At 71.9% G+C, this 18,693-nt stretch carries 16 protein-coding genes; 10 read left to right on the top strand and 6 right to left on the bottom strand.

Annotated features, from left to right (window positions below; genetic code table 11):
* Positions 1-22: 22 nt before the first annotated feature.
* Positions 23-388: a YciI family protein gene (locus tag BLV39_RS07105; RefSeq protein WP_239083754.1), complete on the bottom strand. Its 366-nt coding sequence runs from the start codon at positions 386-388 to the stop codon at positions 23-25.
* Between the two features lie 163 nt (positions 389-551).
* Between BLV39_RS07105 and BLV39_RS07100 the strand changes: the two genes are divergently transcribed.
* From BLV39_RS07100 to rfbB, 8 genes are all read left to right on the top strand, one after another.
* On the top strand, positions 552-1,721 hold the full coding sequence (locus tag BLV39_RS07100; protein ID WP_176984793.1) for a sensor histidine kinase: 1,170 nt from the start codon (positions 552-554) through the stop codon (positions 1,719-1,721).
* On the top strand, positions 1,714-2,382 hold the full coding sequence (locus tag BLV39_RS07095) for a response regulator (RefSeq protein WP_090788569.1): 669 nt from the start codon (positions 1,714-1,716) through the stop codon (positions 2,380-2,382). The genes BLV39_RS07100 and BLV39_RS07095 overlap by 8 nt, the downstream gene beginning before the upstream one ends.
* Positions 2,383-2,441: 59 nt before the next feature.
* Complete coding sequence (locus BLV39_RS07090; protein WP_090788567.1) at positions 2,442-4,520, top strand: MMPL family transporter; 2,079 nt, start codon at positions 2,442-2,444, stop codon at positions 4,518-4,520.
* A gap of 136 nt (positions 4,521-4,656) precedes the next feature.
* Positions 4,657-5,355 (top strand): hypothetical protein, encoded by a 699-nt coding sequence (locus BLV39_RS07085; protein WP_090788565.1) that lies wholly within the window; start codon positions 4,657-4,659, stop codon positions 5,353-5,355.
* Positions 5,356-5,413: 58 nt separating this feature from the next.
* Positions 5,414-7,309, top strand: a complete 1,896-nt coding sequence (locus tag BLV39_RS07080) for a sensor histidine kinase (RefSeq protein ID WP_143049664.1) — start codon at positions 5,414-5,416, stop codon at positions 7,307-7,309.
* Entirely contained in the window at positions 7,306-7,947 is a 642-nt protein-coding gene (locus tag BLV39_RS07075; protein WP_090788561.1) for a response regulator transcription factor, read from the top strand. The genes BLV39_RS07080 and BLV39_RS07075 overlap by 4 nt, the downstream gene beginning before the upstream one ends.
* Positions 7,948-7,978: 31 nt before the next feature.
* The gene (locus BLV39_RS07070) at positions 7,979-8,725 is read left to right on the top strand and encodes a GntR family transcriptional regulator (protein WP_090788559.1); all 747 of its coding nucleotides are present in this window, start codon (positions 7,979-7,981) and stop codon (positions 8,723-8,725) included.
* A 12-nt stretch (positions 8,726-8,737) separates the two neighbouring features.
* Complete coding sequence (rfbB, locus tag BLV39_RS07065; protein WP_090788557.1) at positions 8,738-9,712, top strand: dTDP-glucose 4,6-dehydratase; 975 nt, start codon at positions 8,738-8,740, stop codon at positions 9,710-9,712.
* Here rfbB and BLV39_RS07060 read toward each other — a convergent pair.
* Both BLV39_RS07060 and BLV39_RS07055 read right to left on the bottom strand, forming a co-directional pair.
* A complete protein-coding gene (locus BLV39_RS07060) occupies positions 9,709-12,888 on the bottom strand; it encodes an AfsR/SARP family transcriptional regulator (RefSeq protein ID WP_176984792.1) in 3,180 nt (1,059 codons plus the stop codon). The two genes, rfbB and BLV39_RS07060, sit on opposite strands and share 4 nt — an antisense overlap.
* Positions 12,889-13,049: 161 nt before the next feature.
* The gene (locus BLV39_RS07055; RefSeq protein ID WP_090788553.1) at positions 13,050-14,444 is read right to left on the bottom strand and encodes a stress response protein; all 1,395 of its coding nucleotides are present in this window, start codon (positions 14,442-14,444) and stop codon (positions 13,050-13,052) included.
* Positions 14,445-14,734: 290 nt separating this feature from the next.
* Between BLV39_RS07055 and BLV39_RS07050 the strand changes: the two genes are divergently transcribed.
* Positions 14,735-15,430: a hypothetical protein gene (locus tag BLV39_RS07050; RefSeq protein WP_090788551.1), complete on the top strand. Its 696-nt coding sequence runs from the start codon at positions 14,735-14,737 to the stop codon at positions 15,428-15,430.
* A gap of 19 nt (positions 15,431-15,449) precedes the next feature.
* A complete protein-coding gene (locus BLV39_RS07045; RefSeq protein WP_239083741.1) occupies positions 15,450-16,166 on the top strand; it encodes a YqjF family protein in 717 nt (238 codons plus the stop codon).
* Here BLV39_RS07045 and BLV39_RS07040 read toward each other — a convergent pair.
* Genes BLV39_RS07040 through speB form a run of 3 tightly spaced genes read right to left on the bottom strand, consistent with a single transcriptional unit; the run spans position 16,150 to position 18,661 of the window.
* Positions 16,150-16,563 (bottom strand): VOC family protein, encoded by a 414-nt coding sequence (locus BLV39_RS07040; RefSeq protein ID WP_090788549.1) that lies wholly within the window; start codon positions 16,561-16,563, stop codon positions 16,150-16,152. The two genes, BLV39_RS07045 and BLV39_RS07040, sit on opposite strands and share 17 nt — an antisense overlap.
* Before the next feature lie 4 nt (positions 16,564-16,567).
* Positions 16,568-17,599, bottom strand: coding sequence for an MBL fold metallo-hydrolase (locus tag BLV39_RS07035; protein ID WP_090788547.1), 1,032 nt, complete (start codon positions 17,597-17,599; stop codon positions 16,568-16,570).
* A 51-nt stretch (positions 17,600-17,650) separates the two neighbouring features.
* Positions 17,651-18,661 (bottom strand): agmatinase, encoded by a 1,011-nt coding sequence (speB, locus tag BLV39_RS07030; RefSeq protein WP_090791229.1) that lies wholly within the window; start codon positions 18,659-18,661, stop codon positions 17,651-17,653.
* Positions 18,662-18,693: the final 32 nt, after the last annotated feature.

The raw sequence follows: 18,693 nt of genomic DNA, 5'->3' as shown, positions 1-18,693 counted from the left end.
CTCCCCTCCCCTCGGGCCGCTCTTAGCTCAGGTCCGCGAAGTCGGCCTCGTCGTAGTACGGCCGGATCTCCAGCACCGAGCGCACCCCCAGGTTCGGGTCGCTCGGGCACTGCCGGGCCCACTCCACGGCCTCTTCGATCGAGCTGACCTGCCAGACCCAGTAGCCGGCGATGATCTCCTTGGACTCGGTGAACGGGCCGTCGACGACCGAGGTCGTGCCGCCCTCGAAGACGATCTGGCGGCCGTCGGAGCTGGGGCGCAGCCCGCCGCCGTCCAGCATGATGCCCGCCTTGATCAGCTTGTCGTTGTACTCACCCATCGTCGCCAGCATCTCGGCGGTCGGGGCGATCTTGCCCTCGTCGGCGCCGGTCCCCTTGATCATGACCATGACCTTCACGATGTTTCCTCCTGTGTCTCGGGCCGCCCTCGGCGACCTCCTTCTACCCGGTGGTCGAACGGGGAGGCACCGGTTTCGACAGCACCCCAGATTAATTTCGCGCTCGCTCCTGAGAGGGAGGCGCGGGCCGCCGGGCGCGGCGGATACTGCCAGCGTGGTCGAGCAGGCGCGCCGGGCCGTCCGGCAGGTGACCGACGCGGCATACCGGCTGCCGCCGCTGGTTTTCGACTCGATCATCGCGCTGCTCTGCTATCTCGCGACGATCGCCTCACCGGTGGTCGACGGCGAGGACACCCTGACGATGTACGCCTTCGCCGCGCTCAGCTCCCTGCCGCTCGCGTGGCGCCGGCGCTGGCCCGTCCCGGTCACCCTCGTCACCGGCTGCGCCACGGCCTTCCTCGCTGTCAACGACCTGATCAAAGAGGTGCCGTTCGGGCAGCTCGTGGCCACCTACACGTTCGCCTCGCTGGCGAACCCGGCCTGGCGGGCGTTCGGCATCGTCGGCACGGTGGTCGGGTTGTCCATCTCGCTGACGCCGAAGAACAGCATCCTGCCGGTGAGCGCCTCGGTGATCCTGTTCGGCGGTGCGTACGCATTGGGCGCCATCGCCCGCTCCCGGCGTGGGCTGATCGCCAACCTGGAGGCCCGCGCGGAGCAGTTGGCCGCCGACTACGCCCAGGCGGCGGCCCGCGAGCGCGAACGGATCGCCCGCGACATGCACGACATCGTGGCCCACTCGGTGAGCCTGATCGTCGTGCAGGCCGAGGCCGGCCCGGTGGTGGTGCGAAGCGACCCGGCCCGCGCGGTGCAGGTGTTCGACGCGATCGCCGACGCCGGCCGCGACGCGCTCACCCAGCTTCGCCGCACGCTGGGCGTGCTGCGCTCGGAACCGGCGACCCGCTCACCACAGCCCGGGCTCGACGGCATCGCGCCGCTGGTCGAGCAGGCCCGGGTGGCCGGCCTCGCGGTCACCCTCGACGAGACCGGCGACCGGCGTCCGATCCCGGCGGACACCGCCGTCGCCGCGTACCGGGTGGTGCAGGAGGCACTGACCAATGTGGTCCGGCACGCCCGCGCCGCCCAGGTCGAGGTGCTGTTGCGCTGGTCCGACGACGCGCTCGTGCTGGAGGTCCGCGACGACGGCCGCGGCCCGAGCCGGCGGCCGGGCGGCACCGGCGGGCACGGCCTGATCGGCATGCGGGAGCGGGTGGCCGCGTGCGGCGGGACCCTGCGAACCGGGGCCGCGACGGATGGCCCCGGGTTCCTGGTGCACGCTACGCTGCCCGTCGTGGAGTCGGTGGTACCCGCGCGGCCGCATGGCTGACCAGATTCGCGTGCTCGTCGCCGACGACCAGGAGCTGGTCCGGGGCGGGTTCGCGCTCATCCTCGACGCCCAACCCGACATCACCGTGGTCGGCGAGGCTGCCGACGGCGCGCAGGCGATCGACGCGGCCGAGCGGCTGCGACCGGACGTGGTGCTGATGGACGTACGGATGCCGCACGTCGACGGCATCGCGGCCACCGCCCGGATCTGCGCCACCTCCGACACCCGGGTGCTCGTGCTGACCACCTTCGACCTCGACGAGTACGTCTACGACGCGCTGCGGGCCGGCGCGAGCGGCTTCCTGCTCAAGGACATGCGGCGCGACGACCTGGTCAACGCGGTGCGGGTGGTGGCCGGCGGCGAGGCCCTGCTGGCACCGACCGTGACCCGGCGGTTGATCGCCGACGTGGTGTCCCGCGCCGCCGCCCCGCGCCGGACCGACACCCGGTTGTCCACGCTCACCGGCCGGGAGACCGAGACGCTCAAGGCCGTCGCCCGCGGGCTGTCCAACGCCGAGATCGCCGCCGAGCTCTACGTCACCGAGCACACCGTCAAGACGCACGTCAGCAACCTGCTCACCAAGCTCGGGCTGCGCGACCGGGTGCAGGCGGTAGTCCTCGCGTACGAGGCCGGACTGGTCGTTCCTCGCTCCGGCGAGTGAGTCAGGGTCCACTCCGGACGGCGATCCTTCGGGGCCCCGAACCGCGTTGGATTCTGGGCATGACAACCTCACTCGCACGCTTCTCCGTACGCCGCCCGGTCATCGTGCTGGTGATCTGGCTGGCCGTCGTCGTTGGCGGCTTCACCGTCGGCATCGGCGTCTTCGAGCGCCTGGTCGGCGACGTCGGCCTGGTGCCCGGCAGCGAGTCGGACCGCGCCTCCGAGCGCCGCGACGCCCTGGAAGCCGCGCCCGAGGAGATCACCGCCATCGTCAGCGGGATCGACGCGACCGACCCGGTCGTCACGGCCGCCATCGACCGGATCAGTGCCGACGTGCGGTCCCTGCCTGGCGTGGCCGAGGTGAGCCCGCCGGTGCCGGCACCAGACACGGGACGAGCGCTGCTGTTCACCGTCACGATGGACGTCAGCGACGACGCGGACGACGTGGCGGCTATGGTGGCCGAGCGGATCCGCGCCGGCACTTCCTCGGCCGGCGGCAACCTGGTCGTCTCCGGCGGCTCGCTCAGCGAGGACGAGTTCAGCGAACAGGCGGCCAGCGACGTGGCCCGCGCTGAGATCCTCAGCATGCCGGTCATGCTGCTGCTCCTGCTGATCGTCTTCGGTGGCCTACTCGCTGCCGGGCTGCCGCTGCTGATCGCGATCGTCGGGGTCGGTGGCACGTTCGGGGTGCTGTTCGCGTTCAGCCAGGTCACCGACGTGTCCGTGTACTCGATCCAGATCGTCTCGATGCTCGCCGTCGGCCTGGCCGTCGACTACGCGCTGCTGATCGTCTACCGGTTCCGCGAGGAGCGGGCGGTGGACCCCGAGGTGCGCGCGGCCGTGCTGCGTACCGCCGCCACTGCCGGTCGTACCGTGCTGTTCTCCGGCCTGACCGTCGCGGTCGCGCTGGCCGGGCTGACCGTCTTCGCGGACCCGTTCCTGCGTTCGATGGGCATCGCCGGCACCGCCGTTGTCCTGCTCGACCTGCTGGCCGCGCTGACCCTGCTGCCCGCCCTGCTCGCGTTGTTCGGCAAGCGGATCAAGCCCCGGGCGCCGCGCCCGGCCGGCGTCGGTGTGTTCGCCCGACTGGCGCGGTGGGTGCAGCGACGGCCCGCCCTGACCGCACTCCTCGTGCTGGTTCCAATGCTGATCATCGCCATCCCGGTGCTCGACATGCGGCTGTCCGCGGGCGACGCCCGCCTGCTGCCGGCGAGCACGCAGACCCGCGCGCTCTACGACGAGCTGGCCGTCCACTACCCCGACGAGGTCGGGCCGGACGAGGTCTCCGCGGTCGTCGCCGCCGCCCCTGACAGCCCCGCCGTGACGACGCTGCGCGACCGGATCCAGACCATGCCGGGCGTACGCGAGGTCGAAGTGGGACCTATCGGCGACCACTCGCTGGTCCAGGCCAGCGTCGACGAGGCGCACCAGAACGCGGTCGTGACCGCCGTGCGTGACCTGCCGGTCCCGGTCGAGACCCTGGTCGGCGGCGACACGGCCCAACTGGTCGACTACCGGGCCATGCTCGCCGAACGGATGCCGTGGGCGATCGCGCTGGTGCTGCTCGGCACGCTGGTGCTGCTGTTCCTGTTCACCGGCTCGATCATCCTGCCGATCAAGGCGGTGCTGACCAACCTGCTCAGCATCGGCGCCGCCCTCGGCGCGGTGGTCTGGGTCTTCCAGCAGGGCAACCTGGGCCTGACGGCGCTGGACGGCACGAACCTCACGGTGCCGGTACTGGTCGCGGCGATCGCGTTCGGCCTGTCGATCGACTACGAGGTGTTCCTGCTGTCCCGGATGCGCGAGCGCTGGCTCGCCGGCGCCTCGCCGGAGGCAGCGGTCGCGGAGGGCCTACAACTCACGGGCCGGATCGTCACAGCGGCGGCCCTGCTGCTGGCGATCGTCTTCGCGGGTTTCGTGGCCGGCGGCTTCGTGCCGATCCGCTCCATCGGCCTGGGCCTCGTCCTGGCCGTGCTGCTCGACGCGACGATCGTCCGCATGCTCCTGGTCCCGGCGACGATGACCCTGCTGGGCCGCTACAACTGGTGGGCGCCGGCCTGGCTGGCCCGCATCCACGCCCGGTTCGGCCTCACCGAGACCACGCCCGCACCCGCGCCTGAGCTGGCGCTGACCCGCTGATCGTCCACACGACGGGGTGCCCGCGCACGGGGGCGGGCACCCCGTTTTCCCGGCTGTCCCGGGACCGGTGACTCTGCCGCCCGGGTCATGGTCCGGCGGACGCTCGTGTCCTCCTACCGCACGAAGGGACACGATCGTGGACACCCGCAGACTTTCCCGCATCATCGGCGCCGCCGTTCTGGTGCTCGCCCCGCTCGGCCTGGTCGCCGGCACGCTGACCGAGCCGCACTTCGACCAGGACGCGCCCGCGGTCGACCAGCTCGCCGAGGTCGCCGAGGTCGCTGTTCCGGCAGCCGCCGCGCGTACCCTCGTCGCGCTGTTGATCCTGCTCATGCCCATCGCGGTGCTCTTCGCGGCGCGGCTGGCCCGGCGCGGCGCACCCCGGCTGGCGGCGATCGGCGGTGCACTGTCGTTCCTGGCCTGGTCTGCGGGGATCGCCAGCATCGGCGGCGTCGAGGCCGCCTACTGGTTCGGCTCGCGTCTGCAGGACCGCGCCACCGTCGCCGCCCTGCTCGACTCGGTCAGCGCCGACCCCGTCTACAACACCCAGTTGCTCGTGTTCGTGCTCGGCCACCTGATCGGCATGCTGGTCCTCGGCATCGGGCTGTGGCGGTCCCGCGCCGTGCCGGCCTGGGTGGGCATCCTGTTCGGACTGAGCCCGTTCCTGCACGCGGTCGCGATGGGCATGGGTCCCGCGGTCGACGCGGTCGCCTACGGCCTGCTGCTGGTCGCGACGACCGGCTGCGCGGTGGCCCTGTACCGCACGCCCGACGCGGAGTGGGACCTGCCGGCCCGCACCGCCGTGACGCCGGCACCCGAACGGGTGGCGGCCTGACATGCTCACCGATCGGGCCGATTCCCTGGCCACGGCGAGCACCGGACAATCGGTGTCGATGGGCCGTGCGTGGATCAGCCGGGCGGCGGTCGTGGTGGCGGTGGCCGCCGCGGCCGCCGGTGTGCTGCTCGCGATCCGCGGCCCGGTCTCGGCGCTCGACGCCTGGCTGACCGCCAGCGCCGCGCTTTACCTGCCGGTGGTCCTCGTCGGTGCCGCCATGGCCCGCCGCGCGCCGGCCAACCCGGTCGGCTGGATCTTCCTGGTCTCGGCGGTCGCGCTGCCGGTGGGCAACCTGCTGCACCTGATCGGCGGCATCGCCAACGAGCTCGTGTCCTCGGTGCTCTTCGTGCTCGGCGTCCCGCTGGCCGCGCTGTTCGGAGTGCTGCTGTTCCCGGACGGCCAGCTCGGATCGCGTCGACGTCGGGTGCTCGCCCGGGCGTACGCGGTGGCCCTGGTGCTGCTCGTGGTCTACACCCTCGGCTCGCCGACCGTGCTCGACACGGAGACGCCCAACCCGCTGTCCCTGGGATCGTGGGTCTCCGCGCTGCTGATCGTGGTGCTGCTGCTGGGTCCGTTGATCGCGCTGGCCGCCTGGGCGTTGCTGCGCAAAGCGCGGGCCATCGGCGGCGACCAGGGCGCGGCGATGCGACTGGCCGCGTACGCCGGATTCGGTTGCTCCGCAACGTTCTTCGCCTGCCTGGCCGTCGGCATGACCACCGGCGACACGGAGCAGATCGCGGTGCTGGAGAACTGCGGCCCGGTCGTGCTCGGGATCGCCGCCTGGGTCGGCATCGTGCGCTACGGCCTGTTCGACACGCGGGTCGTGGTCAGCCGCACGCTCGTCTACGGCGTGCTGACCGCGGTGGTGCTGGCGGTCTACGCCGGGGCGGCGTTCCTGGTCGGCCACCTCTGGGGCGGCGCGGTCGCCACCGTCGTCGCGGTGCTCGCCGCGCTCCCGCTGCGCGACGCGTTGCAAAGGCGGATCAACCATCTGGTGTACGGCCTGCGCGACGAGCCGGCGTCAGCGCTGGCCCGGCTCGGCGAGCGCCTGGACGCGGCTGGTGCTCCCGCGGACGCGCTCGGCGCCGCGGCACGGACGGTGTCCGACGCGCTGCGCCTGTCCTATGTGGTCGTCGAGGTGGCCGGTGCCGAGGTGGCTTCGTACGGCCGGCGCGGCCCGGAGCCGGTCCGCGAGTTGCCATTGCTGTTCGCCGGCGAGACGATCGGCCGCCTGATCCTGCAGAGCCGGCACCCGGAGTTCACCGGGGCGGACGAGACGCTGCTGGCCAACCTGGCGCGGCAGGTCGCGGTCGTGGCGCACGCGGTGACACTGGCCGACGCCCTCCGCCAGTCCAGGGAACGCCTGGTCACCGCCCGCGAGGAGGAGCGGCGCCGGCTCCGCCGCGACCTGCACGACGGCCTGGGCCCGACGCTGGCCGGCATCGCCCTGGGCATCGACACGGTCCGCCGCGGACTGCCCACGGGCGCCTCCGCCGACCACCTGGATGTCCTCCGCGGCGAGGCCCAGCGCGCGGTCACCGACATCCGGCGCATCGTGTACGACCTGCGCCCACCGGTCCTCGACGAGCTAGGCCTGGCCGGCGCGGTCCGCGAACAGGCGCTGCGCCTGGGCTGCACAGCGGTGTCGGTGCCCGACCTGCCACCCCTGCCGGCCGCGGTCGAGGTGGCCGCGTACCGGATCGCCCTGGAAGCCCTGGCCAACGCCAGCCGCCACGCCCCCGGCGCGCCGATCACGGTCACCGTGTCGTCGGCCGACCGCCTGGTCCTGCGCATCGCCGACGAGGGCAACGGCATCCCGACGGGCTACCGGGCCGGCGTGGGCATCGCGTCGATGCGCGAACGGGCGGCCGAGGTGGGCGGCTCCTTCGCGATCGGCCCGGGCGCCGGCGGCGGCACCCTGGTCGTCGCCGACCTGCCGCTGACGGCACCATGACCGTCCGCGTCGTGGTCGCCGACGACCACCCGCTGTTCCGCGAGGGCCTGCGCGCCCTGATCCAGGACGCCGCTGGGCTGACTTTGGCCGGCGTGGCCGGAGACGGCGACGAGGTGGTCGCGGTGGCCCTGGCCGAGCGCCCGGACGTGGTCGTGATGGACCTGCGCATGCCGGGCCGCAGCGGGGTCGAGGCCACCCGTCACATCCTGCGCACCGCACCGTCGACAGCCATCCTGGTGGTCACGATGGTCGACGAGGACGACTCGGTCTTCGCCGCGATGCGCGCAGGCGCCCGGGGCTACGTCCTCAAGGGCGCCGACCCGGCCGAGATCCTGCGCGCGATCCAGGCGGTCGCGAACGGCGAGGCCATCTTCGGCCCGGCCATCGCCGCCCGCATGACCCGCTTCTTCAGCGCTGGGGCCGCGGCGCCGGCCCCCTTTCCTGAGCTGACCGCCCGGGAGCGGGAGATCCTGACCCTGATGGCGACCGGGGCCCCGAACGCGGTGATCGCGGGTCGGCTGGGCCTGACCGAGAAGACGGTCCGCAACAACGTCTCGAACGTGTTCGCCAAGCTCCGGGTCGCCGACCGGGCGGCCGCCGTCGCCCGAGCCAGGGACGCCGGCCTCGGAGGATCGTAGACGGACTGTCGGTCCTGTAGCATACAAATCTATGACAGGTCCGCGGTTCGAGGCGGTCGCTGCTGAGTTGCGTGAGCGCATCGCGCTCGGTGACTTCGCGGCTTCCGGTGCGCTGGAGAGCGAGGCCGAACTCGGCCGCCGCTACGAGGTCAGCCGGGTCACCGTGCGCAAGGCGCTGGAGCGGCTGCGCGACGAGGGACTGATCGCCGCCCGCCGTGGTGCCGGGTGGTACGTGCGGTCCGGCACCTCGTTCGGCCAGACCCTGGCGCTGGGCAGCTTCCGGCACGCCCGGTCCGCGGTCACCGACGCCGGCCTCGCGCTGACCCGCACGGTGACCGGCTACGAGTACCGGCCCGTGCCGCCCGACGTGGCGACCCTGCTGCGCACCAACGGCGAGGCGCTGCGGGTGCGGGCCGTCCGACTCGCCGGCGGGAACCCGCTCGACGTCGTCACCGAGTGGGTGCCGTTGGCCTTCGCCAGCCCGGTCAGCCGCGCCGACGCCGAGGAGCCCGGGGTCTGGGAGACCCTGCGCCGACAGGGCCACGACATCGACGTGGTCCGGCAGAGCATCGCCGCGACGGCCGCCACCGAGTCGGTCGCGCAGGGGCTCGACACCACCACTGGGGCGCCCGTGCTGCTGGTCCGTCGGCTCGCGGTGCGCGCCGACGGCACTCCGCTCGCGCTCTCCGAGCACCGCTATCTCGGGCACCGGTTCCGGCTGGAGGTCGAGTTTCGCGGCGGCCCCGGCACCGAGCCACCCGGCGTCACACCCGTCTGAAGGAGGTCCTCCGTGCAGCTACTGGTCACCGGCGCCGCCGGGTTCATCGGCAGCAACTTCGTGCGCTACTTGTCGCGGCATCACCCGGGCGACAGGGTCGTGGCGCTCGACGCGCTCACCTACGCCGGCAACCGCGCCAGCCTGCCTTCCGAGGTCGAGTTCGTGCACGCCGACATCGCCGATGCCGCGCATGCGCTCACCGGGGTCGACGTGGTCGTCAACTTCGCCGCCGAGTCGCACAACAGCCGGGCGGTGCACGACCCGCAGGCGTTCTTCACCACCAACGTGCTGGGCACGCAACGCCTCCTGGAGGCCTCCCGGCGGGCCGGCATCGCACGCTTCCACCACGTCTCGACCTGCGAGGTGTACGGGGATCTGGCGCTCGACGACCCCGGCGCGTTCACGGAGGAGTCGCCGTACCGGCCGCGCACCCCGTACAACGCAAGCAAGGCCGGTGCCGACCACGCGGTGCGCGCGTACCACGAGACCTACGGGCTGCCGGTCACCATCACGGTCTGCGCAAACAACTACGGGCCGCGCCAGTTCCCGGAGAAGGTGATCCCGCTCTTCGCCACCCGGGCGCTGCGCGGACAGCCGCTGCCGGTCTACCGCTCCAGCGCCAACCGCCGCGAGTGGCTGCACGTCGACGACCACTGCGCGGCGATCGACCGGGTGCTCCACGACGGCCGCCTCGGCACGACGTACCACGTGGGATCGGGTGTCGAGGTCAGCGTCGCCGACCTGGCGGCGTCGATCCTTTCGCGCCTCGGACTTCCCCTCTCGCTGATCGAAACCGTGCCGGACCGGCCGGGCCACGACCGCCGCTATCTCCTCGACTCGACCCTGATCCGCAGCGAACTCGGCTGGTCACCGACGATCGCCTTCGAGCAGGGTCTTGAGCAAACCATCACCTGGTACGCCGAGAATCGCGCCTGGTGGGAGCCGCTGCTGGACCGTGCGGCGGTGGACGAAGCCGCCTGGGCCTAGTTCCGCTTCAACACGTCGGCGATTTCGCCGCTGCCGAGTTCGGAGAGGAGCGCCAGCGCGGCGTGCCATTGCTCGCGGGCGATCGTGCCGAGGCCGTTCGCGCGGGCGATGTCGCCGAGCAGCCGCAGGGAGCGCGCCTCGCCGAGCCGGTGCCCGGTCTGCCGGTGCAGGGTGAGCGCCCGCTGTCCACTGTCGACAGCCCGGTCGATGTCGCCGTTTCGCAAGTGGATGCTGCCGAGCAACAGGTGGGCGTTGCCCGCCGGCACGCGGTGTCCGGCCCGCCACGCGTCGGCCAGCGCGGCGGAAGCGACCTCGGTCGCAGAGCCCAGATCGCCGGTGTCGCGCAGCGCCGCGGCGAGGCTGATGTTGGTCCGCGTGCGGACGTACTCGCTGCCGGCGCCCAGCATGGCCAACCCCCGGCGGTGCTCCTCGATGGCCCGCCGCGGGTCGCCGAGCCAGTGGTGCACGGTGCCGAGCAGCGAGAGGATGTCGCCCTCGACCATCGGGTCAGCCGCCTCCTGGGCCTTGACCAGGGCGGCCTCCGCGTTGGCCCGGGCCTCGGTCAGCTCACCGCGGTCCCTTTGCACGGCCGCCAGCCCACCCAGCAGATGGGCCTGCGAGTAGACCTTCGCCACGTCCGACTGGAGCTCCATCGCGGCCCGGAACCGGTCGGCGGCGGTCGCCTCGCCGAGCAGGTGCTCGACCGCGCCGAGGTTGTTCAGCGCGATCAGTTGCCCGATCGGGGAACCGATCTCCTCGTGCATGGCCAGGGCCGTCACGCAGTAGTCGGCGGCGCGGTGCAGCTCGCCCAGGTCGTGGTAGAGCCCACCGAGCGTGATCAGTGTGGCTGCCTCACCGGGCGGGTACTCGTTGGCCCGGTGCAGCTCCAGCGCCCGTTCACTGCTGCGCGCCGAACCCGCGAAGTCACCCATGTTCTTGAGGACCACGCCGAGGTTGCCGGCCGCCGCGGCCTGCCCGCGCGACCAGCCGGCCCTGGCCGAGAGGTCGGCGGCCGTCTCGAACTCGGCCGCCGCCCCGGCGAGGTCGAGCTGGTTCTGCCGGGCCAGCGCGATGCTGGTCCGCATCGCGGCCTGGGCCTGCAGGTCACCCTCGGCCTCGGCGGCCGCGAGGCTGGCGTTGACCGCCGCGAGCCAGTCGACGGTGTGGCTGGTCTGCCAGAAGTAGCCGCGCAGCGCGTCGGTGAGCTGCCAGGACCCTTTCTTCGGCCCGGCGGTGGCAGCGTGGCCGATCGCGGCGAGCAGGTTGCGGTGCTCGGCGTCCAGCCAGGCCAGCGCGGCCGGGTTGGTCTCGAAGCCCGCGACGTCGGGTAGCTCGTGAAGCGGCAGTCGGATCATGTGCGGGTAAAGCCGCCTGGCCGCCGCGTCGGCGGTTCCCAGGTAGTGGGCGTGCAGGCGGCCGACCGCCAGCGCCGCCTCGTCGTCTGGGGTCAACTCGCGGGCGTACGTGCGGAGCAGGTCATGCAGACCGAACCGGCCGGGCCGGGGCGTGGTGACGAGGTGGGCCTTGCGCAGGCCGTCGAGCGCCCCGGCGGCCGTGGCCCGGGACAGCCCGGCGAGCGCGGCGGCCCCGGCGGCGTCGACGTCGGTGCCGGGCACTGCGCCGAGCAGCCGGAACACGTCGCGCTCCAGCGGACCGAGGCGGTCGTAGGAGGCGCGGAAGGTCGCCCGTACACCTGACAGCTCGTCGCCTTCGATCGTCAGGCGGTCGAGCGGCCCTTTGTCGAGCACGCGGAGGTAGTCGCCGAGCATGGTCGACGGTTCGGCGTCGAGCTGCGCGGCCGCGATCCGCACGGCAAGCGGCAGGAGACCGCACGCGCGCACGAGCTCCGTCGCGGCGGCCGGCTCGGCGTCCACCCGCCGCGCGCCGATGATGGTCCGCAGCAGCAACAGGGCTTCCGGCTCGCTGAGCAGGTCGACGGTCAGCCGGCGGGCGCCGTGGCTGGCCGTCAGCCCGCCGAGCTGTGACCGGCTGGTCACCACCACCACGCAGGTCGGCGACCCGGGCAGCAGCGGCCGGACCTGGTCGGCGGTGGCCGCGTTGTCGAGCACCATCAGCACCCGGCGCCCGGCGATCTCGCTGCGGAACAGCGCGCCGGCCTCGTCGGGGTCGGGGGGAATGCGATCACCGGGTACGCCGAGCGCGCGCAGGAACCGGGCCAGCGCGTCGACGGGCCGCACGGGCGGCGCGGCCTCGTACCCCCGAAGGTTGACGAAGAGCTGCCCGTCGGGGAACCGGTCCGCGACGCGATGCCCCCAGCGGACCGCGAGGGCGGTCTTGCCGACCCCGCCGGCGCCGTCGATCGCCGAGATGACCACGGGCGTGCGGCCGCCGCGCAGGAGCTCGTCGAGCTCGTCGAGCAGCGCGGCCCGCCCGACGAAATCGGGCACGGTGGCCGGAAGCTGTGCGGGCAGCTTGCCGGCCGGCGCCGGACGCAGTGCCGGGTCGTCGCGCAGGATCCGGGTGTGTAGCTGGCGCAGCTCGTCGCCGGGCTCCAGGCCGAGCTCCGTGCGGACCCGATCGCGGATCCACCCGTACGCGGCCAGCGCGTCGGGCCGCCGCCCGTCCCGGAACAACGCCGTCATCAGGTGCCCGGCAAGCCGCTCGTCCAGCGGCGCTCCGGCACAAAGCTCGGTCAGCTCACCGATGAGCTCACCGTGCTGCCCGGCCTCGAGGTCGGCGACGATCCGCAGGTCAAGCGCGGTCTTGCGAGCCTCCTCCAGCCGGGCGGCGAGCCGCTCCCGCCCAGGCCCGACGTCTTCGAGCGCCGGCCCGCGCCAGAGCGCGAGCGCGTCCCGGAGCAGCCCACCGCGGTGGTGGGGGTCGTCGCTCTCCCTCGCCTCAGCCACGAGCGCGGCGAACTGGTGTGCGTCGACCTTCTGCGGGTCGACGTCGATCCGGTAGGCGCCGTTGTGCAGCACGATCCGCGCCGCGTCACCGAGCAGGGCCCGCAACCGGGAGATGTACGTCTGGACGACGCCCCGCGCCCCACGCGGCGGCTCGCCGGACCAGATGAGCTCGACCAACCGGCCGACGGGCACGGCCTGGCCGGCCTCGAGCAGCAGGATGGCCAGGACCCACCGCTCCTGCCGCCGCCCGATTCCGACACGACCGCCACAAGCGCTGACCTCGACCGGACCGAGCAGGCGGAACTCCACGCCGACCGACCTTATAGAGCTGCACAACCGGACGAAACCCCAGACGGTAAGTGATCCGGTATGCGCGGTGCGCCAGTCTGGTTCCCAACGGGGGCGGCGAGGGTCGGTGACTCACCGCAAAGCGGCACCGACTGTGGGGGCGGTGCCGCTTCGTCGTGACCTCAGCTCGTCCGCGTGGCGTCGTCGACGCTTGGCCCCGGCCGTGGAACGCGCACCGGTTCCGGTCCGTCCTGCGACGAGATCGCCGTCGCGATCAAGCTCGATGGCACCGGCTCCGCCGAGGCGGGTTCATCGGTGGAACGCAGCCGTGGCGGGGCCGGGATCCAGGGCTTGAGCGACTGCAGAACCTGTTCGTAGAACTCGTCGATCGCGGCCAGAACGGATTCGATGAACGAGCCTCGACCGGCACCCCGCTTCGTTCCTGCCGCGCTCACCTGAGCGATGCGGAACGCGCGAAGCTCCCTGGTCGGATCCGCGATGAGCCGAGTTGGGTCGTCGCGCACCAGCCGCAAGGGATCAACAGTCCCCTGACCCCGCGCGTGCATCGCGAACGCCTCGACCGTCACGGTCTCAGGTGCGTTCTTCAACTGGCGGACCAACCAGTTGACCCGCGTCGTCGGCCGGCCCTCTTTTGGCGCGTCGATGTCGACCGAGCAGATCACCTTCGCGGCCCGCAGATCGGCGACGACCTGTAGCGAGCCGACCGCCCCGGGGATTCGCAGCGCGGCGGTCATCGTGCCGCCTGTCGTGAGTTGAGCGGTCAACGCCTGCGTTCGCGACGCGGGCTCCGACAGCTCGCGTCGGCTGAGCGCCGGCACCACCTCGGTGCCGAGGCGGCGGCCAAGTCGCAGACTCGCGTAGCGGATCAGCGCGTCGAAGCGGCTCGCGATCTCGGGGACGACGGGATCGGTCGGTCGGAGCGTGCCGGACGCCACCGCCTCCCGCACTGTCACCCAGCCTGGACCCATGTCCGTGAACTCCATCGCGCCCGAGCGCGGGTGTTCGAGATAGCGGATCAGCTCACCGAGAATCCACGCCTGGTCGGCGTCGGCGACGCCCCGATATTCCTTCTGCATGACGGCTGCCGTCAGGATTTCGGTCCACGGAATGTGATGTAGCGCGACTTTGCGCAGCTTGCGCTTGTCGATCGGCGTCGGGTGCTGCCCGGGCACGGGCGGCATCTGGTTGGAGATCGTGATGAGGGCGTCGAAGCCTTCGTCCCGCGCGATGTCGAGATACGACTCCAACTGCTCGGTCTGCAACTCGTTGTTGCCGGTCTTGACCTCGACCAGCGCCGTCCATTGACGCTGCCCACGGGTAATCCGGAGCAACCCGTCGGGGAAATGCTTCTTCCCGCCCAGTTCGAATGGAACTTCGATGAACGTCTGCACAGCCCCGGCCGGAGCACCGAGTGGTGCGGTCAGCGCCCGTCCGAACTCACGTACGGCGCTCATGACCGCCAGCAGCGCCGACGTTGCCCGACGCTCCTGCTCATCGGGCCCATTGATGCCGGACGTAGGAATCAGCCGAGCTTCCTGCCACGTTTCCTCGGTCATCGGTCACCCTCTCGACTTTGGCTGTCGGAAAGTTACACCGGCGTTAAAGCAGAAAATCGCTCGAATAGACGGACGAGCGATCAGTCCCACTCACCCATCCGGACCGACCCGGGACTAGCCGTGCTCGCCGAAAAGCCTTTCGCTGTTGCCCGTTCGGGCAGCGTGGCCTCCCGGACCTGCAACAACCGCGCGGCGGCGCGGCGTCAACCGTTCGACGATCTAGCGCGAGGTCCGTTCGGCTGGTCGAATGGGAGGCTACTTCGGGCGTGACGACCTAAGGAGTTCAAGGCATGGCGACAGATGCCCTCGACGGACCGGTTTCCGAAGAAGCTGGACGTGGGCAGCGAGTCCTCGACCTCCTGAATAAAGCAATCGACATCCAGAGCCCGCTGGTGCGCAAGAACATCGCTCGGGCGCGGCAGCGGAACCCTGAGGCGACACCGGCAGACGTAATCCACAATCTGGAGCGGATGTATGTCAGTGCGTTAGCCGGGACTGGTGCCGCGGTTGGCGCAACCGCGGCCGCGCCCGGTGTCGGCACCGGCGTCGCACTGGCGCTGTCGGCGGGCGAGGCTCTCTCATCCCTCGAACTGAGCGCTCTCTTCGCGCTCTCCCTCGCCGAGGTGCACGGAGTCCCGATCGACGAACTCGAGCGCCGCCGAACGATCGTGATGGGCATCATGCTGGGCGGGGGCGGTTCGGCCACCATTGCCAAGGTCGCCGAGCGTACGGGGCAACACTGGGCGCGTCAGATTGTCGCCAAGGTGCCCGTCGCCACTTTGCGCCAGATCAACGGCGTCCTGGGTAGGAACTTCGTCGTGAAGTACGGGACCAAGCAGGGAATCATCGTCCTCGGTCGAGTGGCACCATTCGGCATCGGCGCTGTGATTGGTGGTGCCGCCAACGCTGCCCTCGCCGCTCTGGCTGTGAAGGCCGGTCGTCACGCATTTGGGCCGCCCCCGACCTCATGGCCGGACATCGCCTGATTCGCCGTACGGTGTATTCGTGAGCGCGTTACAGGTGGTGGTCGAGCGCCCGGTCATGTTTCAGACCTGGCGCGACCTGACTTTTCTGCACTGGCGTTATCCGGCGACGGCGGTGCAGGAGTTGCTGCCGCCCGGGCTGACCGTCGACACGCACGACGGGGACGCCTGGGTCGGGCTCGTGCCGTTCGTGATGGCCGGCATCCGGGCGCCCTATGTGCCCGCGCTCCCCTGGCTGTCCCGCTTTCCGGAGACCAACGTCCGCACGTACGTCATCGGTCCCGATGGGCGCGCCGGCATCTGGTTCTTCTCCCTCGACGCGGCGCGGTTGGCTCCGGTCGTGGTCGCTCGTCTGACGTACTCGCTGCCGTACGTGTGGTCGGACATGTCTGTGCGGGTCGACGGGCCGACGCAGCACTACCTCTGCCGCCGGCACCGCACGCCCGATCAGCGTTGCGACGCGACCGTGCGGGTCGGTCCGCCCATCCCCGAGCCGTCGCCGCTGGAGGAGTTCCTGACCGCGCGGCACCGGCTCTACAGCGTGCGGTCCGGCCGGATGGTGGCCGCTGACGCCGAGCACGGCCCGTGGCCGCTGCGCCGGGGTGAGCTCCTCGACCTCGACCAGAACCTGCTGGAGGCCGGCGGGCTGCCCGCGCCGGTGGGTGATCCGCTCGTGCACGCCTCGGCGGGCGTGCTGGTGCGGGTCAGCGGCTGGCGCGAGGTCAGCTCCGGTTCGTGATCTGCTGCACCGCCCACGCGTTGCCGTCCGGGTCGGCGAAGTTGACGAAGCCGACGTTGTTGAGGTCGTCGCCCTCCTCGCGCGGCCGCGGGCCGTTCGCGCCGTAGACGACGATCTCGCTGACCTCGACGCCGCGCCCGACGAGCTGCGCCCGGGCCGCATCCAGGTCGTTGACGACGAGTTGCAGACCCTTGAGCGATCCGGCCGGCATGTCGGGCACCGCGCCGTAGCCGATCACCACCGAGCAGCCGGAGCCCGGCGGTGTGAGCTGGACGATCCGGAAACCCGGACCGGCCGTGTCGTGGTCGACCGCGAACCCGAGCTTCGAAGCGTAGAACTCCTTGGCCCGGTCCACATCGGAAACCGGAACGATGACGACTTCCAGGGTCCAGTTCATCGGATCAGGCTAGTCGCCACTGGTCGACGTCGCCGTCCGATCGGCGCACGGCACCTCGGCGTGCGAGGTGCTCCAGGTGGGCGTAGGTCTCACCTACGGCCGAGCGCCGGATCATGCCCTGGACCTGCGACCAGGGGCGCGACCAGGTGAGCCGTTCGGCCAGCTCCCAGGTGGTGGCTCCGGGTTCGGCGGCGACCAGCCTGGTCACTTCAGCCAGCCTGTCCGCGTGGTGAGCATGCAGTGCGGCGACGCGGTCGCGCAGGCCGGCGAACCGGTACTCGTGTGCGGGCAGCACCTCGTCGGCCTCCAGTTCACCCGTGCGGGTGAGGGACTCGAGGAAGTCGCCCAGCGGGTCGGCGGTCTGTCCTGGGTGGAGGGTGATGTTCGGGCTGATCCGAGGGAGCACGTGGTCGCCCGAGAGCAGCAGCCGCCGCTCCTCGTCGTAGAAGCAGAGATGGCCGGCCGTGTGCCCGGGTGTCCACACCGCCCGGATGCCCTCCAGCGGCCGCTCGCCGTCCTCGATCAGGCGGTCGGGCTCGGCCAGTGAACGGAACCGCCGGGCGGCGTCCTCGACCGAGCCGACCGTCTCGGCGACATCGGCGTCGGTGCCGCCGCGGTTGCGTACCCAGGCGGAGATATTGCTGACGAACGCGCCCGGGTCGCTGCGGCCCTTGATCGCCGCGGCGTCCAGGGCGTGCATGCCGATCCACGCGCCCGAGGCCTCGCGCACCGAACCGGCCAGGCCGTGGTGGTCGGCGTGCCAGTGGGTGACCAGCACGGCACGCACGTCGGTGAGCGCGTAGCCGCACGCCGCTAGCCCGTCGACCAGCGCCGTCCAGGCGTCGTCGGTCGGCCAGCCCGCGTCGACCAGGGCCACGCCGTCGGGCAGGGCCAGCGCGTACACCAGGACGTAGCGCAGCGGACTGCCGGTCATCGGCACCGGGATCGACCACAGGCCGGGCCGGACGAGCTCCACCGGCGGCAGTGTCTTGCGCTGCCAGGCGGCGCGCTGCTCGGTGCCGGTGACCTCGACCATGCGTCGATCAGACCGCGACCGGCCGGTGAGGACAATCGGCGGTGACCAATTTCATTCCGGGCGCCTACCGTCGAGCAGCGGCCGGGTCGGGTCCCAGGTGCCGCCGCCGCGCCGGAACGCGATCGCGGACAGCGCCTCCAGCACGACCCGGTTGGCCAGGAACGCGGTCACTTCGGCATGGTCGTACGGCGGCGACACCTCGACCACGTCGACGCCGACGACCGGCAGCTCCAGGCAGACCCGGCGCACCGCGTCGAGGAGCTGGCGCGAGGTGAGGCCGCCGGGCTCGGGTGTGCCGGTGCCGGGCGCCATGCCCGGGTCGACCACGTCGACGTCGACGGAGAGGAACACCCCGTCGCAGTCGTCGACGGCGATCTCGAACGCCTCGGTCAGGCACGTGTCGAGGCCGCGGGACACGATCTCGCTCATCTCGTACGCGCGCATGCCCTGCCCGGCCATCCAGTCGAGCGTCTCCGGGCCGGGCCAGTAGCCGCGCAGGCCGATCTGGAGGAAACGATCGCCACGGGCGGCACCCGACTCGATCAGGCGGCGCATCGGCTGGCCGTGCCCGAGCAGCGAACCGAACTCACTGTTGCCGGTGTCGGCGTGCGCGTCGAAGTGCACCACCGAGACGCGGCCGAAGCCCTTGGCGCGCGCGACGCCGGTCACGTCGGGCAGAGCGATCGTGTGGTCGCCGCCGAGCACGACCGGGATCGCGCCGGTGCCCGCGATCGTCGCCACCGCCGCCTCGATCACCCGGACGCTGCGTTCGATGTCGCCGGAGAAGCACTCGACGTCGCCGGCGTCGTACACCCGGAGGTCCTTGAGCCCGTCGGTGCGCAGGGCGAGCGCCGGCCGCGACCCGTCGTGCGGCAGATAGCAGGCCTGGCGCATGGCCGACGGGCCGAAACGGGTGCCGGGCCGGTGCGAGGTGCCGCCGTCGAACGGCGCGCCCAGGATGACCACGTCGGCGTCCGCCCACTCACCAGGAACGTCCAGGTCACAAGGGGGTACGCCGAGGAAGGTGATGTCGGGTCCGTACATCGCGCCGTACCGGGTCATGGTCAGCCACGCTAGCGGGTCCGGTGGTGCGG

It is taken from the genome of Asanoa ishikariensis (assembly GCF_900107455.1).
GTDB classification, from domain to species: Bacteria; Actinomycetota; Actinomycetes; order Mycobacteriales; family Micromonosporaceae; genus Asanoa; species Asanoa ishikariensis.
Note: the sequence above shows the minus strand (reverse complement) of the source record. Positions and strands in the feature narration are given on the sequence as shown.